The sequence below is a fragment of the Aromatoleum buckelii genome (assembly GCF_012910785.2).
GTDB classification, from domain to species: domain Bacteria; phylum Pseudomonadota; class Gammaproteobacteria; order Burkholderiales; family Rhodocyclaceae; genus Aromatoleum; species Aromatoleum buckelii.
Genome location: NZ_WTVH02000008.1, coordinates 114,741 through 135,833, shown reverse-complemented (window position 1 = coordinate 135,833; position 21,093 = coordinate 114,741). Strand labels below are relative to the sequence as shown.

The following is a 21,093-nucleotide window of genomic DNA, read 5'->3' as shown; positions in this document are numbered from 1 at the left end:
CGAAGCTCACATCGGCGACCACGCGCCGTTCTTGTACTGGTACATCGTCACCGCGCCTTCCTTGATGTCGCCCTTGTCGTCGAACGCGACCGTGCCGATGACGCCCTGGAAGTTCGATTTCTTCAGCGCCGGCAGGTACTTCGACGGCTCGGCCGAATCCGCCGCCTGCATCGCCCTGATGATCGCCGTCGCCGCGTCGTAGGCGTACGGCGAATAGATCTGCACGTCGGTATTGAAGCGCGCCTTGTAGCGGTTGCGGAACTCCGGCCCGCCCGGCATCTTGTCGATCGCGAGGCCGGGCATCGAGCAGTAGGCGCTGGCGTTGATCGCGTCGCCGGCGAGCTTGATCATCTCCGGGCTGCAACCGCCGTCCCCGGTGACGAACTTCGCTTCGATGCCGAGCTGCTTCAACTGGCGCAGCATCGGGCCGGCCTGCGCGTCCATGCCGCCGAAGAAGATCGCGTCCGGCTTGACGCCGCGGATCTTGGTCAGGATCGCGTTGAAGTCGGTCGCCTTGTCGGTCGTGAATTCGCGTGCGACGACTTTGCCGCCGGCGGCCTTGACCGCTTTTTCGGTCTCGTCGGCGAGGCCCTGGCCGTACGCAGTGCGGTCGTCGATGATCGCGACCGTCTTCGCGCCAAGCGAGCCGACGATGAATTTGCCGAGCATGCCTCCTTGCTGCACGTCATTGGCGATCGTGCGGAACACGCCCGGGTAGCCCTGGCGAGTCAATGTCGGGTTCGTCGCTGACGGCGACACCATCGGCACTCCGGCCTGGTTGTAGATGCGCGAAGCGGGAATCGTCGTGCCCGAGTTCAGGTGGCCGACGACGCCCTTGACGTCGGCATCGACGAGGCGCTGCGCGACGGTCGTGCCGGTGCGCGGGTCGGCCTGGTCGTCCTCGCCCAGCAGTTCGAACCTGACTTTCTTGCCGTCGATCGTCACCCCTTTCGCGTTCGCGTCCTCGATCGCGAGCCTCGCGCCGTTCTCGTTGTCCTTGCCGAGGTGGGAGATCGTGCCGGTCAGCGGGGCGACGCTGCCGAGCCTGACGACGGTTTCCTGCGCATGGGCCAGCGACAGGCCGAGCCCCAGGACTGCGACTGCAACAACGCTTCTCTTCATGCTTGCCCCTCCAGTGAAAATCGGGAAACCGGGCCGATGCGCCGCGCGTCCCCTCGCCCACGCCCTCGGCAGCTGTGCGACGGCACTCCGGAAAGCGCCACTATACTGCCCGGCAATGACGCCATGGTGAGCGGGTTGCGTCCCGCGCGGCGGAACTTCGCTCCGCTGAACGACAGTCGCGGGGCGTCAATGTCACGCGCTCAGTTCAGCATCAGTTCAGTGCTTCCCACTTGCCGTCGCTGAAACGGTACATCGTGACGCCGCCGTCGCGGATGTCGCCGTTCCGGTCGAACGCGATGGTGCCGGTGATGCCCTGCATGTCGAGCTTGCGCAGCGCCGGCAGGTATTTCTCCGGCTCAGCCGAGCTGGCCGTCTTCATCGCCTCGATCAGCGCCATCGTCGCGTCGTAGCTGTAGGGCGCATACAGCTGCACGTCGGTCTTGAAGCGCTCCTTGAAACGCTCGTTGAACTGCGCGCCGCCGGGCATTTTCGCCATCGGAATGCCGGCCTGCGTGCAGTACGTCTCAGCGCTCATCGCTTCGCCGGCGAGCTTGATCATTTCGCTGGTGCACACCCCGTCGCCGCCGAGAAAGCGCCCACCGATGCCGAGCTGCCTCATCTGGCGCAGCATCGGCGCGGCCTGCGCGTCCATGCCGCCGAAGAACACCGCGTCCGGCTGCCGGCCCTTGATTTTCGTCAGGATCGCGGTGAAGTCGGTCGCCTTGTCGGTCGTGAATTCGCGCCCGACGACCTGCACGCCGTGCTGCTTCAGGCTGTCGGCGAACGCGTCGGCGAGCCCCTGCCCGTACGCGGTGCGGTCGTCGATGATCGCGACCTTGCCGATCTGCAGGCTCTGCGCCGCATGCCTCGCCATCGCCGCCCCCTGCTGCAGGTCGTTCGCGATGACGCGGAACGTGACTTCGTACCCCTGCTGGGTGAGCTTCGGATTCGTAGAGGATGGCGTGACCATAGGTATGCCGGCCTGTTCATAAATGCGCGACGCCGGAATCGATGCCCCCGACGTGACGTGGCCGACGACGCCCTTGACGCCGGTATCGGCGAGGCGCTGCGCGACCGTCGTCGCCACGCGAGGGTCGGCCTGGTCGTCCTCGCCGACGAGTTCGAACTGCACTTTCCGGCCGCCGATCGTGATGCCTTTCGCATTGGCGTCGTCGATCGCCAGGCGCGCGCCGTTTTCGCCGTCCTTGCCGATGTGGGAGATCGGGCCGGTCAGTGGCCCGGCGTGGCCGATCTTCACTGACGTCTGGGCAAGGGCCGAACAACCGAAGCCGACCAGTGCGAGTGCGAGCAATGTCTTTTTCATGAGGCTCCTCCCGGGTGGGTGCAGGTCACCAGCGGCAGCGACTTGATTTGCACGCCGGCATGATGCGATTCTAGCCCACGGCACGATAGCCATCGGAGCCGTCCGGCAGCGGGGAGAAACCAGTCCATGAAGCGCCTTTTACTGCTCCTGTGCAGCGTGCTCGCGGCGATTGGCCTGCCCGCGTGCGATTATTTCAACCTGCAAGAACTCAAGCCCGGCGTGTCCACGGCGATGGATGTGCGCGACCGCTTCGGCCCTCCCGGCATGGAGTGGAAGAACGACGACGGCTCGGTGACGTGGGAATACTCGCGCCAGCCCGAGGGCACGAAGTGCTACATGATCACGATCGGCCGCGACAACGTGCTGCGCAGCGTCGACCAGGTGTTGAACGAAACGGGCTTCGCGCGCATCCAACGTGGCATGACCGGCGACGAAGTGCGCCGCGTGCTGGGCAAACCGGCGTCGCGTCAGTACTTCGAGCTGAGCAAGGAGACCGTGTGGAACTGGCGCATCGAGCCGCCACCGCCTTCGAGCGATGCGACATTCTTCACGGTGCATTTCAACAGCGACGGGCGCGTCGCAAAGACGAGCCGGAACACCGAATATCGAGGAGGCTGAATGGCATCCCGCATCCTCGCGCTGCTCGCGCTGCTGATCCTCTCCGGCTGCGCGGCCTTCGCCCCACCGCGCCCACTGACGACCGAAGCCGAGGCGTTTGCCGTGCACGGCGAACCGACGCGGCGCTGGGACAACGGCGACGGCACGACGACGCTGGAATACTCGACGCAGCCGTACGGCCATCGCGCGCTGATGGTGACTGTCGACGCGAGCGGCGTCGTGATCGACCAGTACGACGCGCTCTCCGACGAGAATCTCGCCCGGGTCAAGCCGGGCATGACGCAGGACGAAGTGTCGCGCCTGCTCGGCACGCACCGCTCGGTGCAGGTGTTCAAGCTCAGCGGCGAGGAGGTGTGGGACTGGAACGTCTACAATGACGGGCCGGGCGTCGCGACGCTGTTCAACGTGCATTTCATCGACGGTAAAGTCGTGCGCACGAGCCGCACCTATGTTTATCCCCGCGACGGCATGATGTCCGGCCACTGGTACCCGTATTCCCATCGCTACCCGTACGGCTATCCGTTTTCGTACCGGTCGCCCTACTGGGGCTGGAGTTTCGGGTGGCACGGTTACCCGTGGCACCCGTGGTGAGGCCGCGGACCGGCGCTGCGGACGGGTGGGACAGCCGGACGACGGGCTGACGCTTTTCGCGCCGTGGGCCGGTGACCAAAGCGGCTTCCCGTTCTACGGTTCGAGCACCGTCGGCGTGACGGCCAGCGGATCATTCACGTGGACGCTGATCGTATTGCTGAGCCCGGGCCCGTACGACTGGTGGAGGCCATCGGCGAACTGGAGCGTCAGCGTGTGCTTTCCGGGTGGGAGCTTGAGCGTGGTTTCGGTCTGGCCCTTGCCGAAGTGCAGGTGCGTCGCATCCGTCGGCACTGGTTTGCCGGCTTCGATCGGCTTGCCATCGACGATCAGGTGATGATGCCCGCTGCCTTCGGCGAGCTCGCCCGCAGGCTGCACGCGCAGGCCGTCGACGCCCATTCTGACCGTGAATTCCTCGGGCACCGCCGCACCGTCGGCGGGCTCGATGAAATAAGCCCGGTCGGCCGCCGCCGCAATCGGCGAAAGGGTCACGGCAGCGGCAAGGACGGCAAGGGAAAGAGTTTTTTTCATATCGGCTCTCCGTCGGTTCATCTGCAGGGGATTTCATCCTAGACCGCGGCAGCGCCGATTTCGCGGCGAATTCGATACCGCGATACCGCGGTATGAACGCCTCCGGGCGGGGCCGGGCACCTGGGTTCCTCTGCAGTACGACTTCGTTGTCCGCCTTGCCGACAAGGGGCGGCTGCCGCTACACCGCGAGCTTGCCGCGCGCGAGCAGGCCGCGCAGGGTCTCGTGCAGGTCGGCCGGCAGCACGACGAGCTTGGCGCTGTCGGTCGAGCCCATGCGCTCGATCGCGGCGATGTATTTCTCGCCGAGCATGTACATCATCGGCCCGGGCTGGTCGCCGATCGCGGCGGCGACGCGGCGGATCGCTTCGGCGGAAGCTTCGGCGAGCATCACCTGGGCGTCGGCGTCGCGCTTCGCCGATTCGAGGCGCGCCTCGGCTTCGAGGATCGCGGCCTGCTTCGCGCCTTCGGCCTTGGTCACCGCGGCTTTCCTCTCGCGCTCGGCGGCGGCCTGTAGTTCCATCGCGCGCTGCATCGATGCGGACGGCTTGATGTCCTGAATCTCGACCGACTTGACGGTGAGGCCCCAGTCGACGGCCTCGTCGGCGATGCTCTCGCGCAGCCGCGCCTTGATCTTGTCGCGCGACGACAGCGCGGCGTCGAGCTCCATTTCGCCGACGATCGAGCGCAGCGTCGTCATGATCAGGTTGCGGATCGCCTCGGCGAAGTCCGTCACGCCATACACCGCCTTGACCGGGTCGGTGACCTTGATGAACGCGATCGCGTTGGTGACGATTACCGCGTTGTCGCGCGTGATGACCTCCTGCTCCTGCACGTCGAGGATGATGTCCTTGGTAACGAGCTTGTAGGCCACCTTGTCGAGGTAAGGGATGATGACGTTGAGGCCGGGTTTCAGCGTGCCGTGGTACTTGCCGAGGCGCTCGACGATCCATTCCTCGCCCTGCGGCAGGATGCGCACGCCTTTCGCGAGCGTGATGACGACGAAGATCAGGACTGCGACGACGACGATGAACCCTTCGCTCATGGAACCCCCTTGCTCAGGCTTTGACGACTTTCAGGAAACTGCCTTCGACCGCGACGACGCGCACGCGCTCGCCGGCGGGAATCTCGCTTTCGCCGAGGCATACCCATTCCTCGGCGCCGAGCACCGGGCGCTGGAAGCGCACCCGGCCGCGCTGGAACGGCGCAACCGCGCCGACGAGCAGGCCGACTTCGCCGATGATCTCGCCGGCCGAGGTGCCGACGCGGGTCTTGTGAAAGCCGGGCTTGAACACGCGGAACCACAGCGCGACCATCGCGAGCGAGAGCGCGGTCCACAGCGCGAGCTGGGTCGTGAGCGTGAGCGCCGGCGCCGCGAGCACGACGAGCGCCATCACGAGGGCCGCGACGCCGAACCAGATCACGAAGAAGGACGGGATCGCCAGTTCGGCGAGAATCAGCACGATGCCTGCGACCGCCCACTGCCACCATTCGATATTCATGGCGTCCTCCTTTGCGGCGATTGTAACGGGATGTGGTGGGCGTGTGCGCCGGCGTGATCCCGATCGACGACGCGGCCACCGTTCAGGGGGCATCCGCTTCCGAGCTGCCTGTTGGCAACAAATAGAACTGTCCGCCGCAACGGCCGCGAGGCGGTAACCCCGCTTCGGGCTACGCCCTTCGCGGCGTTACCGCCTCGCATAAACCAGCGGACAATTCATTTGCTACAAGAGCGGACAGTTCTATTTGTTGCCAACACCTGCCGAACCCGCTGTCGCCGACCGGCTACGACGAGACGCCCGAAGCGCTCGCCGCGGCGATCCGCGAATGGGCCGAAGCGGGCCTCGTCAACATCGTCTGCGGCTGCTGCGGCACGACGCCGGCGCACATCAAGGCGATCGCCGACGCCGTCTCCGGCCTCGCGCCGCGCGCGGTGCCGGTGCTCGAGAAGAAGCTGCGCCTGTCCGGCCTCGAAGCTTTCAACGTCGGCGCCGACAGCCTGTTCGTGAACGTCGGCGAGGGGAAAAACAGGGACAGACCACGGTTTCTGGTTTTGAATCGTTAGAAACCGTGGTCTGTCCCTGTTTTAACGCACAGGCACCGCTTACGGCGCAGTGGCGGATATCGACGCACTTTGGGATTCCAATTTTGCGAACGGGAACACCAACTGGCTGCGCTGCTATCAGTGGAAGCAATGGGGACGAGCAGGCTACCGCGAACTGCGCCGCCGGGGAGTCAGCGTCCGTGACGCATGGAACACCAGCAAGACGGCGCATAGTCCATGGCGCATCAGCAAGACACCTGCATTGACGCTGGCATTACCGCGGCGTACCTTCCAGCTCATAGGGCTGCCTGAACTGGCAGCGTGAAATGAACGTTATTCGTTGAACCGCCAGGTACGTGACCCGTATGTCCGGTGGTGTGGGAGGGAGTCGCCGTGAGGCGGCTTCCTATCCCGATTAGGCGTGTACCATGACATATGAAGTTCACCACCTCAGCAAGATCGAAGACCTCCTCTCTATCGAGGTAGCGCCAATCGCCGGCTCGCTCGTCTATCGGGGTGTCAGCGACGCAAGCTATGGCCTTCGGCCTTCTGTGGGTCGTTGGCAGGGGCCAATTGAGGAGCGGTTCAACTACGAACGCCAGTTGTTCAATGAGTTCAAGTCTCGAGCAATAGGCTACGTCGATCGCACGCCTCGGAGTGACTGGGAGTGGCTCTTCCTGGCGCAGCATCATGGCCTGCCGACGCGCCTGCTCGATTGGACATCAAGCCCATTGGTAGCGCTCTATTTCGCTCTGAATTCCACGAGGGAATCAGAGTTCGCGGTCTATCGAGCAAATATCGCGTTCATCTCCTCGGACATACCGACCTTTCTGGGGGCGGATCCGCTGCGGGCTGACAGAACATGCCAGATTCAACCCACCAATCTGCACGCACGAGTGGAACGTCAGTCGTCACTCTTCACCGTCCAAGCCGATCTGAATCGTCCCGGGTTTCGCGGAGGCGGTTTTGTTTGAGTCAGGCGACGACCGCCTGCTCGCTCAGGTTGCGGTAATAGTTTGCCTCGGCTTCGGCTGGGGGAATGTACCCGATCGACTCAAGCAGGCGGTGGTGGTTGAACCATGAGACCCATTCGAGGGTGGCCAGCTCGACCGCTTCGACGCTTTTCCACGGGCCACGCCGGTGGATGACTTCGGCCTTGTACAGCCCGTTGATCGTCTCGGCCAGGGCGTTATCGTAGCTGTCGCCCCGGCTGCCGACCGACGGCTCGATGCCTGCTTCTGCCAGCCGCTCGCTGTAGCGGATCGAGACGTACTGCGAGCCGCGATCGCTATGGTGAATCAAGGCGTTGCGTTCGGGTTGTCGCGCCCACAAGGCCTGTTCCAACGCGTCGAGAACGAATTCCGTGTGCATGGATCGGCTCACCCGCCAGCCCACGATGTAGCGGGCGAAGACGTCGATGACGAAGGCCACGTACACGAAACCCTGCCAAGTCGAGACATAGGTGAAATCGGAGACCCAGAGCTGGTTTGGCCGCTCGGCGGCGAACTGCCGATTGACGCGATCGAGCGGACAAGGTGCAGCAGGATCGGGCCGGGTGGTCCGAACCGCCTTGCCACGCATCGCGCCGCGCAGCCCTTGGGCCCGCATCAGTCGCTCGACGGTGCAGCGGGCGACCTCGAGGCCTTCGCGCTGCAACTGCCGCCACACTTTACGCGTGCCATACACCTGCAGATTCGCCTGCCACACCCGCTCGATGTGACCTTCCAGCACCTCGTCGCGGCGGGCTCGGGCACAGCGCAAAGCCGGATCACGCCGGCGTGCCACGGCGCGCCGATAGGCCGACGGGGCGACCTGCAGCACCTTGCAGATCGGCTCGACCCCGAAGCGCTCGCGGTGCGTGTCGATGAATCCGTTCATCACTTGTTGCGGCGGTCGAGCTCCGCCTGCGCGAAATACGCGCTGGCCAGGCGCAGGATCTCGTTGGCCTTCTTGAGCTCGCGCACCTCGCGCTCGAGCTCCCTGATGCGTTGCTGCTCGGCGCTCGTGAGCCCCTCGCGCTGGCCCGTGTCGCGCTCATGCTGCCGAACCCATCGGCGCAATGTTTCCGACGTGCAGCCAATCTTTGCCGCGATCGACACGATCGCCGCCCACTGGGATTCGTACTGATCCTTGGCCTCGAACACCAGACGCACCGCGCGCTCGATCACCTCGGGGGAGAACTTCGCTGATTTCTTCATGGCTCCATCTTCTCAAGAGTTGGAGCCTCCGCGAAACCCGGGGCGATTCAATCCTTGGAGTGATCTCACCGACCCCAATCAGATTCACAAGTTTGTCTTCCCGCAGAGCGCTCGACGCAACGGCCTTCGAAAGCTTCATTATTTCGGAGTGACCAACTCATTTGTCATGCCCGGCGTGGATAGCCTCGCCCAAGACATTGTTTTCGCCAAAAATGTGCGTCTCAACTACGATGCAACCAGTTGTTCCAGGGATGAGCCGCAAGCGGCGCCCCGCTGAACTCGCATGTTATACTAACTTTATTGAAAGTAATGTCAGATGATCGCGTACTGGCACTCGGGCTGATGGAAGAACGATTTGACGAGCCTCGGCAGTCGTTGAATCCGACGCAGGGCGCCGAGCGCCAGCCGCTTCATTTCATCCTTGTCCTGCACCAGGCGCTTCGAGACCTGGCGCTTCACATGCGCCCAGACCTGTTCATCGGGGTTCAGTTGCGGCGAGTACGGCGGCAGGTAGAAGAGCTTGAGTTGGCCGTTCAGGCTGTCGACGTAGGCTCGAACCAGCTTCGCCTTGTGAATGGGGTGCCCGTCGACGATGACGAAGACCGGCTTGTCGGCGCCGATCATCAGGCGCTTGAGGAAGTCGCGAAACACCGTGGCGGTGACCGAACCCTCGTGGAGCATGAAGCGAAACTCGCCCTGCGGGCTCACCGCCGAGATCATGTTCAGCGAGAAGCGCCGGCCGGTGACCTCGACCACCGGCGTCTGCCCACGCGGCGCCCACGTCGTGCCGGTGTGGTAATCGGAACGGATTCCCGACTCGTCGGCGAAGTAGACCGTCGCGCCCGCCGCACGCGCTTCGGCGCGAATGGCGGGATAGGTCTCGATCTCCCAGGTCCGGACCAGCACAGGATCCTGCTGCCAGGCCTGATAGAGCGGCTTCTGGGCGCTGAAGCCCAGGATCTTCATGAGCCGGTGGACCGACGAAACCGACAATTCTTTCTTGAACTGACGATTGATCAGGTGGCGGATCAGCGTCAGCGTCCACAGACCGAATTCGAACTTGAACTGCTGCGGGGTCTGATCCCGAATCGCGTTGGCGATCCAGGCCATCTCCTCGGCACTGAGCTTGGGCGGACGCCCCCGGGATCGGCTTGGCAAGCAGGGCGTTCTGGCCGCCGTTGGCGAAGTCGGCCAGCCAGCGGAAAACGCTGCGAGGATTCACGCCGAACGAGGCGGCGACGCTCTGCACGGTCTGCCCCTCACGCACCGCTTTGATGGCCTGCTGCCGCATCACCTGCAAGGTGTGATGATCGTGGGCGCGACCATCGGAAGTTCGCTTGCATTTCATGCCGCATATTATCGCCTATATGGCATTACTTTCGGAAAAGTTAGTACGTACGTGATCCGTATGTCCGGCGGTGTGGGAGGGAGGCGACGTTAGGCGGCTTCCTATCCCGATTAGGTTTCGGTGAGCGCAGATCGGAGGCCAAGATGCTTTACAAACGGATCAAAATCCCTGTCGCTGCACAGCAGAGCCAATCCGCTTTCTATGCATCGAGTCGCAATCACAGTATCGATGGTCTTTCGAACCGTCACACCCAATGCCCGCAGCGAACGAAAATTTCTGGCAGCTTGAATGGCTATCTCTTGTCCGCCCAGATCAATAATGACTAACGCGGTCATCAGTTTCTTAGCTTGGTTGAAGTCGCGCTCACTCGAAAAACCCTGCAGTACCTCGGCCAAAATCAGATCGCCCGTTGCAACGGGTTCTACTCCAAGCAGGGAGTCCAGTTTTTCAGTCTGCGGCGTTACGGTTCCTCGGAAATAGTCGATCCAAACACTGGAATCGACCAAAATCACTTGTCAGTCCTCATCTTGTCGAGATCCCCCTGCCAGTTAAGCTTGCCGCGGAACTGGCGAATCTCTTCCTGCTGCCGGAGGCGAAGCAACGTCCGAAGGCCAAGTTCTACCGCCTCACGCTTAGTCGTCAATCCGGTCGCGCGGAGCGCTTCGTTCATGAGGTCGTCGTCAATCACAATGTTGGTACGCATGATGTGTATCCTTTTCTTGCTGCATACACATCGTAGTCTTTGGCGGTCAACCGCGCAACCTACTAACTTTATTGAAAGTAATGTCAGATGATCGCGTACTGGCACTCGGGCTGATGGAAGAACGATTTGACGAGCCTCGGCAGTCGTTGAATCCGACGCAGTGCGCCGAGCGCCAGCCGCTTCATTTCGTCCTTGTCCTGCACCAGGCGCTTCGAGACCTGGCGCTTCACATGCGCCCAGACCTGTTCATCGGGGTTCAGTTGCGGCGAGTACGGCGGCAGGTAGAAGAGCTTGAGTTGGCCGTTCAGGCTGTCGACGTAGGCTCGAACCAGCTTCGCCTTGTGAATGGGGTGCCCGTCGACGATGACGAAGACCGGCTTGTCGGCGCCGATCATCAGGCGCTTGAGGAAGTCGCGAAACACCGTGGCGGTGACCGAACCCTCGTGGAGCATGAAGCGAAACTCGCCCTGCGGGCTCACCGCCGAGATCATGTTCAGCGAGAAGCGCCGGCCGGTGACCTCGACCACCGGCGTCTGCCCACGCGGCGCCCACGTCGTGCCGGTGTGGTAATCGGAACGGATTCCCGACTCGTCGGCGAAGTAGATCGTCGCGCCTGTCGCACGCGCTTCGGCGCGGATCGCCGGATAGGTTTCCGCTTCCCATTGCCGCACCAGCGCGGCGTCCTGTTGCCATGCCTGGTAGAGCGGCTTCTGCGCGCTGAATCCGAGCACCTTCATGAGCCGGCTGACCGTGGCGATCGACAACGCCTTGCCGAACTGCCGAATGATCAGCGCGCGGATCAGCGACAGCGTCCACAAGCCGAACTCGAACTTGTACTGCAGCGGCGTGTGATCCCGAACGGCCTGAGCGAGACAGCGCATCTCCTCGGCGCTCACCTTCGACGGACGCCCCGGGATCGGCTTGGCGAGCAGCGCGTTCTGCCCGCCGCTGGCGAAGTCGGCCAGCCACCGAAAGACGCTGCGCACATTCACGCCGAAGGCGGCCGCTACACTTTGCGCTGTCTGCCCTTCGCGGACCGCCTTGATCGCCTGTTGGCGCATCACCTGAAGCGAGTGGTGGTCGATCGCGCGACCGTCCGAGTTCCGTTTGCATTTCATCCGCGTATTGTCTCATAGCATGACAATACTTACGAGAAGGTTAGTAACAATCAGTCCGAACTTCTCGAGGACCGGGCCCGTGCCCAAGCTCGCCAGCCGCTCAACCGCATTGAACCTTTGGAGTAAAAGTCATGATCCCCGAGGTTGTCGAAGTACAGCCACTTGAGGGCTATCGCCTGTGGCTTCGTTTTCACGATGACGCTTCAGGCACAGTCGATTTGTCCGGCGAGTTGTGGGGGCCAACGTTCGAGCCGTTACAGAAGTCCGACCTGTTTGCTCAAGCAACCATTAACCCAGAACTTGAAACAGTAACCTGGCCTAATGGCGCTGATCTCGCACCCGAATTCCTTTACCAAGCCGCCCAACAAGGCGTTCCAGCGGACGCGCCGCAAGCGGGGCGCCCCTGAACTTAGGCGTGTGTGCCGGGCATGGCACGTAACTAGGCCGGTGAGAGTCCGGCAGCCAGGTATTCGCAGAGCCGAAGGCTAGGGAAACGGCAAGGGCTCGACACCATCCCCTGATGACCTGCCTTGGCACGCCGCGGCAAATTCCCTAGAATCGCTCCCTTGCTGAGGAGCGCTGCGACCCGCGACGGGCTGTGACTCCCGGGGCCAGGCTCAGCAACCGAACAACGGCGCTCGCAAACCATTCACCGGGGTTTGCCGCGCCGTCTGCTTTTGCGCGCTTGTTGCGGCCTCTGCCCGGTGCCTGAACCGCACGAGCGAGGTAGACCCCATGCAAGCCGACCGCACCGAAGAACTCCGTACCCTGCTCGCCCAGCGCACCCTGATCCTCGACGGCGCGATGGGCACGATGATCCAGCAGCACAAGCTCGGCGAGCGGGATTACCGGGGCGAAAGGTTCCGCGATCACCCGAAGGACGTGAAAGGCAACAACGACCTGCTGGTGCTGACCCGGCCCGACGTCGTCGCCGGCATCCACCGCGCCTATCTCGATGCCGGCGCGGACATCATCGAGACGAACACTTTCAACGGCACGCGCGTGTCGCAGGCCGAATACGGCCTGGCCGACTGCGCTTACGAGATCAACGTCGCAGGCAGCCGCCTCGTGCGCGCGCTGTGCGACGACTACACGGCGAAGAACCCGGACAAGCCGCGCTTTTGCGCCGGCGTGCTCGGACCGACGTCGCGCACGCTGTCGATTTCGCCCGACGTCAATGATCCGGGTTTTCGCAACGTCACGTTCGACGCGCTCGTCGGCGACTACTACGATTCAGCGCGCGGACTGCTCGAAGGCGGCGCGGACCTGCTGCTGATCGAGACGATCTTCGACACGCTGAACGCGAAGGCGGCGATTTTCGCCGTCGAGAAGCTGTTCGCGGAGCTCGCCCGTGAAGGGGGCAACCGCGTGCCGGTGATGATCTCCGGCACGATCACCGACGCGTCCGGTCGCACGCTGTCGGGCCAGATTGCGGAAGCGTTCTGGAATTCGCTCGCGCACGCGCGGCCGATCTCGTTCGGCCTGAACTGCGCGCTCGGCGCGAAGGAACTGCGCCAGTACGTCGAGGAACTGTCACACGTCTGCGACACGCACGTCTCCGCGCACCCGAACGCCGGCCTGCCGAATCCGCTGTCGCCGACCGGCTACGACGAGACGCCCGAAGCGCTCGCCGCGGCGATCCGCGAATGGGCCGAAGCGGGGCTCGTCAACATCGTCGGCGGCTGCTGCGGCACGACGCCGGCGCATATCAAGGCGATCGCCGACGCGGTTTCCGGCCTCGCGCCGCGCGCGGTGCCGGTGCTCGAGAAGAAGCTGCGCCTGTCCGGCCTTGAACCTTTCAACGTTGGCGCCGACAGCCTGTTCGTGAACGTCGGCGAGCGCACCAACGTGACCGGTTCGAAAGCCTTCGCGCGCATGATCCTCGAAGGCCGCTTCGACGACGCGCTGGCGGTCGCGCGCCAGCAGGTCGACAACGGCGCTCAGGTCATCGACATCAACATGGACGAGGCGATGCTCGACTCGCTCGCGGCGATGGAGCGCTTCTGCAAGCTGATCGCGTCCGAGCCGGACATCTCGCGCGTGCCGATCATGCTCGACTCGTCGAAGTGGAGCGTCATCGAGGCGGGCCTCAAATGCATCCAGGGCAAGGGCGTCGTCAATTCGATCTCGATGAAGGAAGGCGAAGCCGAGTTCCTGCGCCAGGCGCGGCTGTGCCGGCAGTATGGCGCCGCGGTCATCGTCATGGCTTTCGACGAGAAGGGTCAGGCCGACACGTTCGAGCGCAAGACCGGGATCTGCAAGCGCGCGTACGACCTCCTGACAGGAATCGGCTTTCCTGCGGAAGACATCATCTTCGACCCGAACATCTTCGCGATCGCGACCGGCATCGAGGAGCACGACAACTACGCGGTCGACTTCATCAACGCAGTCGCGTGGATCAAGGCGAACCTGCCGTATGCGAAGACGTCCGGCGGCGTGTCGAACGTGTCTTTCAGCTTCCGCGGCAACGACGCGGTGAGGGAAGCGATCCACACGGTGTTCCTGTTCCACGCGATCCGCGCCGGCCTGTCGATGGGCATCGTCAATGCCGGACAATTGGGCGTGTATGACGATCTCGATCCGGTGCTGCGCGACAAGGTCGAGGACGTCGTGCTCAATCGCAAGCCGGGTGCCGGCGAGGCGCTCGTCGAGCTGGCGCAGAGCGTCAAGGAAGGCCGCGCGAAGAACGCCGGGCCGGATCTCGTGTGGCGCGCGCTGCCGGTCGAGGAGCGGCTGTCGCACGCGCTCGTCAAGGGCATCACCGACTACGTCGTCGCCGACACCGAGGAAGTGCGCGCGAAGCTCGAAGCTGCGGGAAAGCCGCCGCTGTCGGTCATCGAAGGGCCGCTGATGGCCGGCATGAACGTCGTCGGCGATCTTTTCGGTGCCGGCAAGATGTTCCTGCCGCAGGTCGTCAAGTCCGCACGGGTCATGAAGCAGGCGGTCGCGCACCTGATCCCGTACATCGAAGCCGAGAAGCTCAGGACCGGCGCGACGTCGAAAGGCCGCATCGTCGTCGCGACGGTCAAAGGCGACGTGCACGACATCGGCAAGAACATCGTCGGCGTCGTGCTCGGCTGCAACGGCTACGAAATCATCGACCTCGGCGTGATGGTGCCGGCGGAGAAGATCCTCAATGCCGCGCGCGAACACGGCGCGCAGGCGATCGGCCTGTCGGGCCTGATCACCCCGTCGCTGGAAGAAATGAGCCACGTCGCGGCCGAAATGCAGCGCCAGGGGTTCGCCGACGGCATGCCGTTGCCGCTGCTGATCGGCGGTGCTACGACGAGCCGCGCGCACACCGCGATCAAGATCGCGCCGCACTACGAGGGCCCGGTCGTCTATGTGCCGGATGCGTCGCGCGCGGTCGGTGTCGTTACCGCGCTGCTGTCCGAAGGCGGCGCGGCCGACTTCAAGACGCAGCTCGCTGCCGACTACGACAGGATCCGCGCACAACATGCGAACAAAAAAGGTGTGCAGCTCGTGAGCCTCGAAGCGGCGCGCGCGAATGCGTTTCGCACCGACTGGGTGGCTGTTCCCGCCGTCGCGGGCGACGAGCCCGGCGAAGTCCGCGAAGCGAAAGCGGGGGCGGGCTACCTGCCGCCGAAGCCGAACACGTTCGGCGTGCACGCGCTCGACGTACCGCTCGCCGAGCTGGTCCCGTTCATCGACTGGGGGCCGTTCTTCCAGACCTGGGACCTCGCCGGCAGCTACCCGAAAATCCTCGACGACGAGGTCGTCGGCGAAACGGCACGCAGTGTGTTCGCCGACGGCCAGGCGTTGCTCGAGCGCGTCATCGCCGAAAGCTGGTTGCAGGCGCGCGCCGTGTTCGGCCTGTTCCCGGCGAACAGCCTGGGCGACGACATCGCGTTCTACGGCGACGAGACGCGCTCGGCAGCGCTGATGATGTGGCACGGCCTGCGCCAGCAGCATGAACGCCCCGCCGGCAAGCCGCATTACTGCCTTGCCGATTTCGTCGCGCCGAAGGATTCGGGCGTTGCCGATTACGCCGGCGCGTTCGCGGTCACTGCCGGCATCGGCATCGAGAAGCGGCTCGCCGATTTCCACGCCGTGCACGATGACTATCACGCGATCATGCTGAAAAGCCTCGCCGACCGGCTCGCCGAAGCCTGCGCCGAATGGCTGCACGCGCGCGTGCGCAGGGAGTTCTGGGGCTATGCCGCCGACGAGGCGCTCGACAACGACGCGTTGATCCGCGAGCAGTATCGCGGCATCCGGCCGGCGCCCGGCTACCCCGCGTGCCCGGACCACACCGTCAAGGCGGCGCTGTTCGAACTGCTCGACGCCCCGTCGAACGCGGGCATGACCCTGACGGAGTCGTTCGCGATGAGTCCGGCGGCGTCGGTCAGCGGTTTTTACTTCGCGCACCCCGACGCACGCTACTTCGCGATCTCGAAAATCGGGCGCGACCAGCTCGCCGACTGGGCCGCACGCACCGGGCGGACGATCGACGACGCGGCGCACTGGCTCGCGCCGCTGCTGTAAGCTGGATTCACGTTGCCGTCATGCCTTCTTGCCGTGCCGCCGGTATGAAGGCGCCAGGCGCGAAGCGGTCCGCCGTCGGCGAGCCGCTTCACGCACGCTTCAACGCATGTCGAATGCTTCCTGATGGAAGCGCAAGCGGCCGAGCCAGGCCCGCGCGAGGCCGTTGCGAAGCTGCTCGGCAAACGCCCGCGGGCCGCAGAACCACACTTCGGCGCGCTGCCGGCAGTCATGCAAGGCCGCCAGCCTTTCCGCAGTCAGCGCGCCCTGTCGAGCCGTGTCGTGAACATGCAGCGTGACCGACGGCAGGGCTCGGCACAGCGTTTCCAGTCGCCCGACGAAAGGATCGTCGGCGCCGGCGCGGGTGCAGTAGTGTAGGTCGGCGACCGGCGCTGCGGCGGGATTTGCCCGAAGCGCGTCGAGCCAGGCGAGGAAGGGCGTGATGCCGATTCCCCCGGCGACCCAGATCTGCCTCGCCTTGCGATCCTGGCGCGCCAGCTCGAAGCGCCCGTACGGGCCTTCGACGGTGACGGCCTGCCCGACAGCGATGCGGCGCGAGAGCTCACGCGTGTAGTCGCCCAGCGCCTTGATCTGGAACCCGACGCTGCGGTCGCCCTGGTCGGCGCTGGCGATCGTGAAGGGATGGGCGCCCTCGATGCGATTGAAGGTCACGAACGCGAACTGCCCCGCCTCGTGGCCGCGCCAGTTCCCGTCGAGGCGACAAATGACTTCGGTCACGTCCGCCGCGGGCGATGACACCGCCGTCACGACGCCATGCGCCTGCCGGCTGCGGCCGATGCGCCCGGTCAGCGACCAGACGGCGGCAAGCGTGCCGGCCGACAACGCCCCTGCCAGCAGCAAGCCGGCCGGTTCGCTCCAGTAAGCCGTCGGTGCCAGCACGGCCGCATGGAAGGCGAGCATCAGGTACAGCACCGGCATCGCGCGGTGAATGTGTCGCCAGAATTTGTACGGAAAGCGCTTCCACAGCGCCAGGACGATCATCGCGAGGACGAGGTAGATCGCGAACTCGCCGAGCTCCTCCCCGGCATCCCGGAGCGTATCGAGCACGCCCGAGACGTTCTCGTCGGATGCGCGGCCGGCTTCCCCGTACCAGTCCTCTATCACGTCGTCGGACATCTCGAGCAGCCAATGCAATGAGGCGAAGCCGGCGGCCAGAATGCCCGCCCACTTGTGCAGTCGGTAAGCGCGGTCCATGCCCCCGAGCACGCGCTCGACCCCGGGCGGCCGCGTCGCCATCACCATCGCCAGCGACATCGATGCAATCGCGAGCAGGCCGCTCAGGTAGAGCCCCTGTTCGTAGACGACCCAGGGCATTGATCCAGAGCCCGCACCGTTCGCGACAAGGGCCCAGCCCCAGGTGCCGGCAACGAGGGCGATCAATGCAGTCAGTGTGGGAATCATGCGCGTTCTCCGGCGGGTGGGAATGGCTGGCGATCGGAGCGCTCAGCTCAGGTGGCATGGAACAGATTCTGTGGAAACGGAGATGAATAAAAGCTGAACGAGCAACTCAGCCGCGGCGTGGTCGCGGGAGCCAACAATTCACCGACAAGTGCCGTCCGTGCCGTCCAGGATGAGCACTGACCGGTGGATACACGATCCGGCTCGTTTCACTGTGCTCGTTAAGCGGGCGTTCAGGTTCGGTCCGACAGAATGCGTCCTGTGCCCATTGGGCATGCCAACCAACCTGGAGAATCCCCATGAGAACCTTTGACGCCTTGCTTGCCGTCGCCGGCCTGACGCTGAGCGCCGTTGCCTTCGCCGCTCCGCAGTGCACCGACAAGCCGAAATCGGACTGGATGTCCGAGGCGGCGATGAAACAGAAGATCGCCGAACAGGGCTATACCGTCGACAAGTTCAAGACGACGGACGGCAACTGCTACGAAATCTACGGCAAGGACAAGGACGGCAAGAAGGTCGAGATCTACTTCAGCCCGATCGACGGCAGCGTGGTCAAAGAGAAGCGCGGCTAAGCGTGATGGCAGAGGGGACCGTGATGTCCATGGAAAAGATCAGAGTCTGGGATCGCCCGGTGCGCATTTTTCACTGGGGGTTGGTCGCTTCGCTCGCTGCCGCCTATCTCACGTCCGAGGACGCCGAGTCTCCTCACCAGTGGGCGGGATACCTCGCGCTCGCATTGGTCGCGTTCCGCGTCGTGTGGGGATTCGTCGGCAGCCCGCACGCGCGCTTTGCCGACTTCGTGCCACGGCCGGCGACACTGATCGACTATGTCGGTCGGCTTGCGCGCGGGCGCGAGCCGCGCCATTTGGGCCATAATCCGGCAGCCGCGGTGATGATCGTGTTTCTGATGGCGATGGTGGCAACGATCGGCACTACCGGCTGGCTGATGACGACCGACTGGGGGTGGGGGAGTGAAATTCTCGAGGAGGTGCACGGCCTCGCAGTCAATTTGACGCTCGGCGCGATTGCGCTCCACGTCGCCGCGGCGATCTTCGAAAGCGTGCGTCACCGAGAAAACCTCATCCTGTCGATGCTGACGGGCTACAAGCGGCGATAGCGGCGCGGACCCTGCGGGGTGGGACGGGAGTGCGAATCGAAAGAACGCGCCCGCAGTTCTGGAGGAATGCTGATTTTTCTCGCTTCCGGTCTTAAACGCCGAAATGAAACCGAACCCGCTCTTCCAGCAGGCGCCGGACATCCTCCTCGTTACACTGGCCAAGGCGGTTGAACACTTCGCGGGCAATCGGGCGGAAGGCGGCCATCACATGCGCGTCGAAATGGCTCCCGGTGTCCGCCTCCAGGATCGACATCGTGGTCTCGAAGCCCATCGGCTCTTTGTAGGGTCGTCTCGAGCTGAGCGCATCGAACACGTCCGCCACGGCAAATATGCGTGCGGCAAGGGGAATTTCGTCGCCCGCCAGTTTGCGCGGGTAACCCGAGCCGTCCCACTTTTCGTGATGCGCCGCGACCACCGCCTTCGCGTCCTCCAGCCAGCCGATGCCGGAAACAATTTCCTCGCCATGCGCGACGTGCGTATGCATGATTTTGCTCTCTTCGGCGTCGAGCTTGCCCGGTTTAAGCAAAATCGCATCGGGAATGCTGATCTTGCCGACGTCGTGCAGAAAACTGCCGACGATCAAGGACTGCATCGCCCTGCCGCGCACGCCGAGACGTTCGCCGATGCGCACCGCAAGCCACGCAACGCGAAAATTGTGGGCGCCGGTATCGGAATCGCGCATCGCGATGGCACGTCCGAGCGCTTCCATCATCGAGAGGTGCGAATCAAGGATTTCGCGGGCCTTGCGCTCGTTGTCGGCTGACAGACGTACGACAACAGGATAAATTGCGGTGCCGCACAGCAGCGAGGCGAATCCGACCATCAGGGCTGCGTTGAGCGCATTCGTGCGCATCTGGTCGCGCTGCCACGCGGGGACGACGCGAACCCCTTCGAAGTATCCCGTGATTTGATCCGCCTCGGCGGCTCCTCTCAGCGGGACAAAAACTCGCAACACCCAACGCCTGTCTTCAAGTCTGAAGCTCTCATGAAAGCCGGCACGATAAGTGGGACGAACGTGCGAGGGCAGCTGTTCTTCAACCGCTTCACCCTCCTCGGTCACTGCCTGAGCGAGCTTTACTCCTTGCCGGTCATAGATTTCGGCGATGTCGAACAGTCCCCCGGCAAGAGCACTCGCAGCCTTGCGAGCGTTGTCGCCGGCCTCCGGGCCGGTCAGCGTGATAGCGCCGAAATGATGCAGAAGGCGGCGTGACTCGTCGATTGCCAGCCATACCGTTCCGTCCTCGGCACCTTTATACGCAACGAACCACGCGACCGGACTGACCAGCGCAGCGAGCAGCGCGCTGACGACCGCAATCCGTACCGCGGTTCGCTTGTTGAACGAGTTCATGTTCTGCCCTTGCCGGCGTGATCCCGTTTCTCCGGGGCACGGACGATATTAGCCATACGTCCCGCTTTGTTCGAGTGGGGCGCGTGGCGAGGGCGTTTCCTATTCGAACAGCGCGCCGACGCTCTCGCCCGTATGAATCCGTTCGATCGCCGCGGCGAACAGCGGCGCGACGGTGAGCTGCGTGATCTTGTCGAGCCGCTTGTGCGGCGGCATGTGCACGGTGTCGGTGACGACGATCGATTCGATCGGTGCGTCGCGCAGCCGGTCGATCGCCGGCCCGCACAGCACCCCGTGCGCTGCGCCGGCATGGATCGAGCGCGCTCCGGCCGCGCGCAGCGTGTCGATCGTCGCGAGCAGCGTGCCGCCGGTCGAGATCTCGTCCTCGAAGATCACCGCGTCGCGCCCGGCGACTTCGCCGACGACGCGGCCCTGCTTGACGTCGGTGTCGCTGACGCGGCGCTTGTCGATGATCGCCATCGGAATGCCGAGCCGCTCCGAGAAACGGCCGACGCGCTTCGCGCCGCCGGCGTCGGTCGCGACCGCGACCATCCTCGACAGGTCGTGGTTCTGCCGGAAATGCGCGGCGATCGTCGGGATCGCGGTGAGGTGGTCAACGGGCACGCTGAAGAAGCCGTGCACCTGGTCGGCGTGCAGGTCCATCGTCAGCACGCGGTTCGCGCCAGCGGTCGCGAGCATGTCGGCGATCAGCCGGCCGGTGATCGAGATGCGCGGCGCGTCCTTCTTGTCCGAGCGCGCGTACGAGTAATACGGGATCACCGCGGTCACCCGCCGCGCCGACGCGCTGCGCAACGCATCGAGCGTGATCAGCAGTTCCATGATGTGCTCGCTGACCGGCTCGGTGAAGGACTGCACGACGAACACATCGCGTTCGCGCACGTTGTCGAGGACCTGGACACGCAGGTTGTCGTTCGAAAAACGCGAGATATCGAGCGGGCTCAGGCGCATGCCGAGCTGCTCGCAGATTTCCCCGGCGAGCGCGCGGTTCGAGTTGCAGGCGAAGATGCGAAGGGCGTCGTTCATACCGGTTCTCGCGAGAAGCTGAGGGGCGGATTGTATGTTGTCATCGTGCGTCGGCGGCAACTTGCGCCGACGGT

20 protein-coding genes, 2 pseudogenes, 1 riboswitch and 1 other annotated feature are annotated in these 21,093 nt (G+C 64.1%); of the genes and pseudogenes, 9 read left to right on the top strand and 13 right to left on the bottom strand.

The features are described from left to right. Window positions 1-6: 6 nt before the first annotated feature. Window positions 7-1,122, bottom strand: a complete 1,116-nt coding sequence (locus tag GO608_RS02580; protein ID WP_169199959.1) for a branched-chain amino acid ABC transporter substrate-binding protein — start codon at window positions 1,120-1,122, stop codon at window positions 7-9. A gap of 211 nt (window positions 1,123-1,333) precedes the next feature. Further along, the gene (locus tag GO608_RS02575; protein WP_169199958.1) at window positions 1,334-2,446 is read right to left on the bottom strand and encodes a branched-chain amino acid ABC transporter substrate-binding protein; all 1,113 of its coding nucleotides are present in this window, start codon (window positions 2,444-2,446) and stop codon (window positions 1,334-1,336) included. A 126-nt stretch (window positions 2,447-2,572) separates the two neighbouring features. Here GO608_RS02575 and bamE (GO608_RS02570) point away from each other — a divergent pair, with 126 nt between their 5' ends. Next, window positions 2,573-3,064 carry an outer membrane protein assembly factor BamE domain-containing protein gene (gene bamE, locus GO608_RS02570; RefSeq protein WP_169199957.1) on the top strand — a complete coding sequence of 164 codons (492 nt, stop codon included), beginning with the start codon at window positions 2,573-2,575 and terminating at the stop codon, window positions 3,062-3,064. Further along, entirely contained in the window at window positions 3,065-3,655 is a 591-nt protein-coding gene (bamE, locus tag GO608_RS02565; protein ID WP_169199956.1) for an outer membrane protein assembly factor BamE domain-containing protein, read from the top strand. Window positions 3,656-3,748: 93 nt separating this feature from the next. On the opposite strand, the gene GO608_RS02560 is transcribed toward bamE (GO608_RS02565), so the two are convergent. From GO608_RS02560 to GO608_RS02550, 3 genes are all read right to left on the bottom strand, one after another. Then, window positions 3,749-4,183 carry a DUF4399 domain-containing protein gene (locus GO608_RS02560; RefSeq protein WP_169199955.1) on the bottom strand — a complete coding sequence of 145 codons (435 nt, stop codon included), beginning with the start codon at window positions 4,181-4,183 and terminating at the stop codon, window positions 3,749-3,751. Window positions 4,184-4,361: 178 nt separating this feature from the next. Next, complete coding sequence (locus GO608_RS02555) at window positions 4,362-5,225, bottom strand: SPFH domain-containing protein (RefSeq protein ID WP_169199954.1); 864 nt, start codon at window positions 5,223-5,225, stop codon at window positions 4,362-4,364. Between the two features lie 13 nt (window positions 5,226-5,238). Next, window positions 5,239-5,682 carry an NfeD family protein gene (locus GO608_RS02550; RefSeq protein WP_169199953.1) on the bottom strand — a complete coding sequence of 148 codons (444 nt, stop codon included), beginning with the start codon at window positions 5,680-5,682 and terminating at the stop codon, window positions 5,239-5,241. Between the two features lie 257 nt (window positions 5,683-5,939). Between GO608_RS02550 and GO608_RS19655 the strand changes: the two are divergent. The 3 genes and pseudogenes from GO608_RS19655 to GO608_RS02535 all read left to right on the top strand — a co-directional run. After that, window positions 5,940-6,209: pseudogene (locus GO608_RS19655) on the top strand (homocysteine S-methyltransferase family protein); the annotation flags it as partial. Between the two features lie 85 nt (window positions 6,210-6,294). After that, the gene (locus GO608_RS02540) at window positions 6,295-6,549 is read left to right on the top strand and encodes a hypothetical protein (protein WP_211159549.1); all 255 of its coding nucleotides are present in this window, start codon (window positions 6,295-6,297) and stop codon (window positions 6,547-6,549) included. A 103-nt stretch (window positions 6,550-6,652) separates the two neighbouring features. Then, window positions 6,653-7,198, top strand: coding sequence for an FRG domain-containing protein (locus GO608_RS02535; RefSeq protein ID WP_169199952.1), 546 nt, complete (start codon window positions 6,653-6,655; stop codon window positions 7,196-7,198). A gap of 1 nt (window position 7,199) precedes the next feature. On the opposite strand, the gene GO608_RS02530 is transcribed toward GO608_RS02535, so the two are convergent. The 5 genes and pseudogenes from GO608_RS02530 to GO608_RS02510 form a co-directional block, all read right to left on the bottom strand. Next, a protein-coding gene (locus GO608_RS02530) for an IS3 family transposase (protein WP_169200665.1) occupies window positions 7,200-8,422 on the bottom strand; the annotation gives its coding sequence in 2 pieces (ribosomal slippage) (window positions 7,200-8,140 and window positions 8,140-8,422; 1,224 coding nt in all). Beyond that, window positions 8,028-8,144: a sequence feature (AL1L pseudoknot), on the bottom strand. It overlaps the preceding gene by 117 nt. A gap of 312 nt (window positions 8,423-8,734) precedes the next feature. Beyond that, window positions 8,735-9,770 (bottom strand): annotated as a pseudogene (locus GO608_RS02525) (IS630 family transposase). 110 nt (window positions 9,771-9,880) lie between these two features. Beyond that, window positions 9,881-10,282 (bottom strand): type II toxin-antitoxin system VapC family toxin, encoded by a 402-nt coding sequence (gene vapC / locus GO608_RS02520; RefSeq protein ID WP_169200642.1) that lies wholly within the window; start codon window positions 10,280-10,282, stop codon window positions 9,881-9,883. Continuing rightward, window positions 10,279-10,473, bottom strand: a complete 195-nt coding sequence (locus tag GO608_RS02515) for a type II toxin-antitoxin system VapB family antitoxin (RefSeq protein ID WP_169200643.1) — start codon at window positions 10,471-10,473, stop codon at window positions 10,279-10,281. Before GO608_RS02515 ends, vapC begins: the two co-directional genes overlap by 4 nt. A gap of 83 nt (window positions 10,474-10,556) precedes the next feature. Beyond that, window positions 10,557-11,591 carry an IS630 family transposase gene (locus tag GO608_RS02510; protein ID WP_169200668.1) on the bottom strand — a complete coding sequence of 345 codons (1,035 nt, stop codon included), beginning with the start codon at window positions 11,589-11,591 and terminating at the stop codon, window positions 10,557-10,559. A gap of 131 nt (window positions 11,592-11,722) precedes the next feature. Between GO608_RS02510 and GO608_RS02505 the strand changes: the two genes are divergently transcribed. Continuing rightward, window positions 11,723-11,998 (top strand): DUF2442 domain-containing protein, encoded by a 276-nt coding sequence (locus GO608_RS02505; RefSeq protein ID WP_169198229.1) that lies wholly within the window; start codon window positions 11,723-11,725, stop codon window positions 11,996-11,998. Window positions 11,999-12,156: 158 nt separating this feature from the next. Next, a riboswitch (S-adenosyl-L-homocysteine riboswitch) is annotated at window positions 12,157-12,238 on the top strand. An 88-nt stretch (window positions 12,239-12,326) separates the two neighbouring features. After that, window positions 12,327-16,097, top strand: coding sequence for a methionine synthase (gene metH / locus GO608_RS02500; protein ID WP_169198230.1), 3,771 nt, complete (start codon window positions 12,327-12,329; stop codon window positions 16,095-16,097). Window positions 16,098-16,196: 99 nt separating this feature from the next. Here metH and GO608_RS02495 read toward each other — a convergent pair whose 3' ends face one another. Further along, entirely contained in the window at window positions 16,197-17,516 is a 1,320-nt protein-coding gene (locus GO608_RS02495; protein WP_169198231.1) for a ferredoxin reductase family protein, read from the bottom strand. 296 nt (window positions 17,517-17,812) lie between these two features. On the opposite strand from GO608_RS02495, the gene GO608_RS02490 reads away from it, so the two are divergent. Together GO608_RS02490 and GO608_RS02485 are read left to right on the top strand one after the other, a co-directional pair. Continuing rightward, window positions 17,813-18,085, top strand: coding sequence for a PepSY domain-containing protein (locus GO608_RS02490; protein WP_169198232.1), 273 nt, complete (start codon window positions 17,813-17,815; stop codon window positions 18,083-18,085). Window positions 18,086-18,114: 29 nt separating this feature from the next. After that, window positions 18,115-18,630, top strand: coding sequence for a cytochrome b/b6 domain-containing protein (locus tag GO608_RS02485; RefSeq protein ID WP_247002782.1), 516 nt, complete (start codon window positions 18,115-18,117; stop codon window positions 18,628-18,630). 91 nt (window positions 18,631-18,721) lie between these two features. Here the strand turns inward: GO608_RS02485 and GO608_RS02480 are convergent, their stop codons facing one another. Both GO608_RS02480 and GO608_RS02475 read right to left on the bottom strand, forming a co-directional pair. Continuing rightward, a complete protein-coding gene (locus GO608_RS02480; RefSeq protein ID WP_169198234.1) occupies window positions 18,722-19,978 on the bottom strand; it encodes an HD-GYP domain-containing protein in 1,257 nt (418 codons plus the stop codon). 99 nt (window positions 19,979-20,077) lie between these two features. Continuing rightward, window positions 20,078-21,019, bottom strand: coding sequence for a ribose-phosphate diphosphokinase (locus tag GO608_RS02475; protein WP_169198235.1), 942 nt, complete (start codon window positions 21,017-21,019; stop codon window positions 20,078-20,080). Window positions 21,020-21,093: the final 74 nt, after the last annotated feature.

Coding starts and splice junctions, on each gene's coding strand:
- GO608_RS02580 (WP_169199959.1), bottom strand. CDS start 1,122: ATGAAGAGAAGCGTTGTTGCAGTCGCAGTCCTGGGGCTCGGCCTGTCG.
- GO608_RS02575 (WP_169199958.1), bottom strand. CDS start 2,446: ATGAAAAAGACATTGCTCGCACTCGCACTGGTCGGCTTCGGTTGTTCG.
- bamE (WP_169199957.1), top strand. CDS start 2,573: ATGAAGCGCCTTTTACTGCTCCTGTGCAGCGTGCTCGCGGCGATTGGC.
- bamE (WP_169199956.1), top strand. CDS start 3,065: ATGGCATCCCGCATCCTCGCGCTGCTCGCGCTGCTGATCCTCTCCGGC.
- GO608_RS02560 (WP_169199955.1), bottom strand. CDS start 4,183: ATGAAAAAAACTCTTTCCCTTGCCGTCCTTGCCGCTGCCGTGACCCTT.
- GO608_RS02555 (WP_169199954.1), bottom strand. CDS start 5,225: ATGAGCGAAGGGTTCATCGTCGTCGTCGCAGTCCTGATCTTCGTCGTC.
- GO608_RS02550 (WP_169199953.1), bottom strand. CDS start 5,682: ATGAATATCGAATGGTGGCAGTGGGCGGTCGCAGGCATCGTGCTGATT.
- GO608_RS02535 (WP_169199952.1), top strand. CDS start 6,653: ATGACATATGAAGTTCACCACCTCAGCAAGATCGAAGACCTCCTCTCT.
- GO608_RS02515 (WP_169200643.1), bottom strand. CDS start 10,473: ATGCGTACCAACATTGTGATTGACGACGACCTCATGAACGAAGCGCTC.
- GO608_RS02510 (WP_169200668.1), bottom strand. CDS start 11,591: ATGAAATGCAAACGGAACTCGGACGGTCGCGCGATCGACCACCACTCG.
- GO608_RS02505 (WP_169198229.1), top strand. CDS start 11,723: ATGATCCCCGAGGTTGTCGAAGTACAGCCACTTGAGGGCTATCGCCTG.
- metH (WP_169198230.1), top strand. CDS start 12,327: ATGCAAGCCGACCGCACCGAAGAACTCCGTACCCTGCTCGCCCAGCGC.
- GO608_RS02495 (WP_169198231.1), bottom strand. CDS start 17,516: ATGATTCCCACACTGACTGCATTGATCGCCCTCGTTGCCGGCACCTGG.
- GO608_RS02490 (WP_169198232.1), top strand. CDS start 17,813: ATGAGAACCTTTGACGCCTTGCTTGCCGTCGCCGGCCTGACGCTGAGC.
- GO608_RS02485 (WP_247002782.1), top strand. CDS start 18,115: ATGGAAAAGATCAGAGTCTGGGATCGCCCGGTGCGCATTTTTCACTGG.
- GO608_RS02480 (WP_169198234.1), bottom strand. CDS start 19,978: ATGAACTCGTTCAACAAGCGAACCGCGGTACGGATTGCGGTCGTCAGC.
- GO608_RS02475 (WP_169198235.1), bottom strand. CDS start 21,019: ATGAACGACGCCCTTCGCATCTTCGCCTGCAACTCGAACCGCGCGCTC.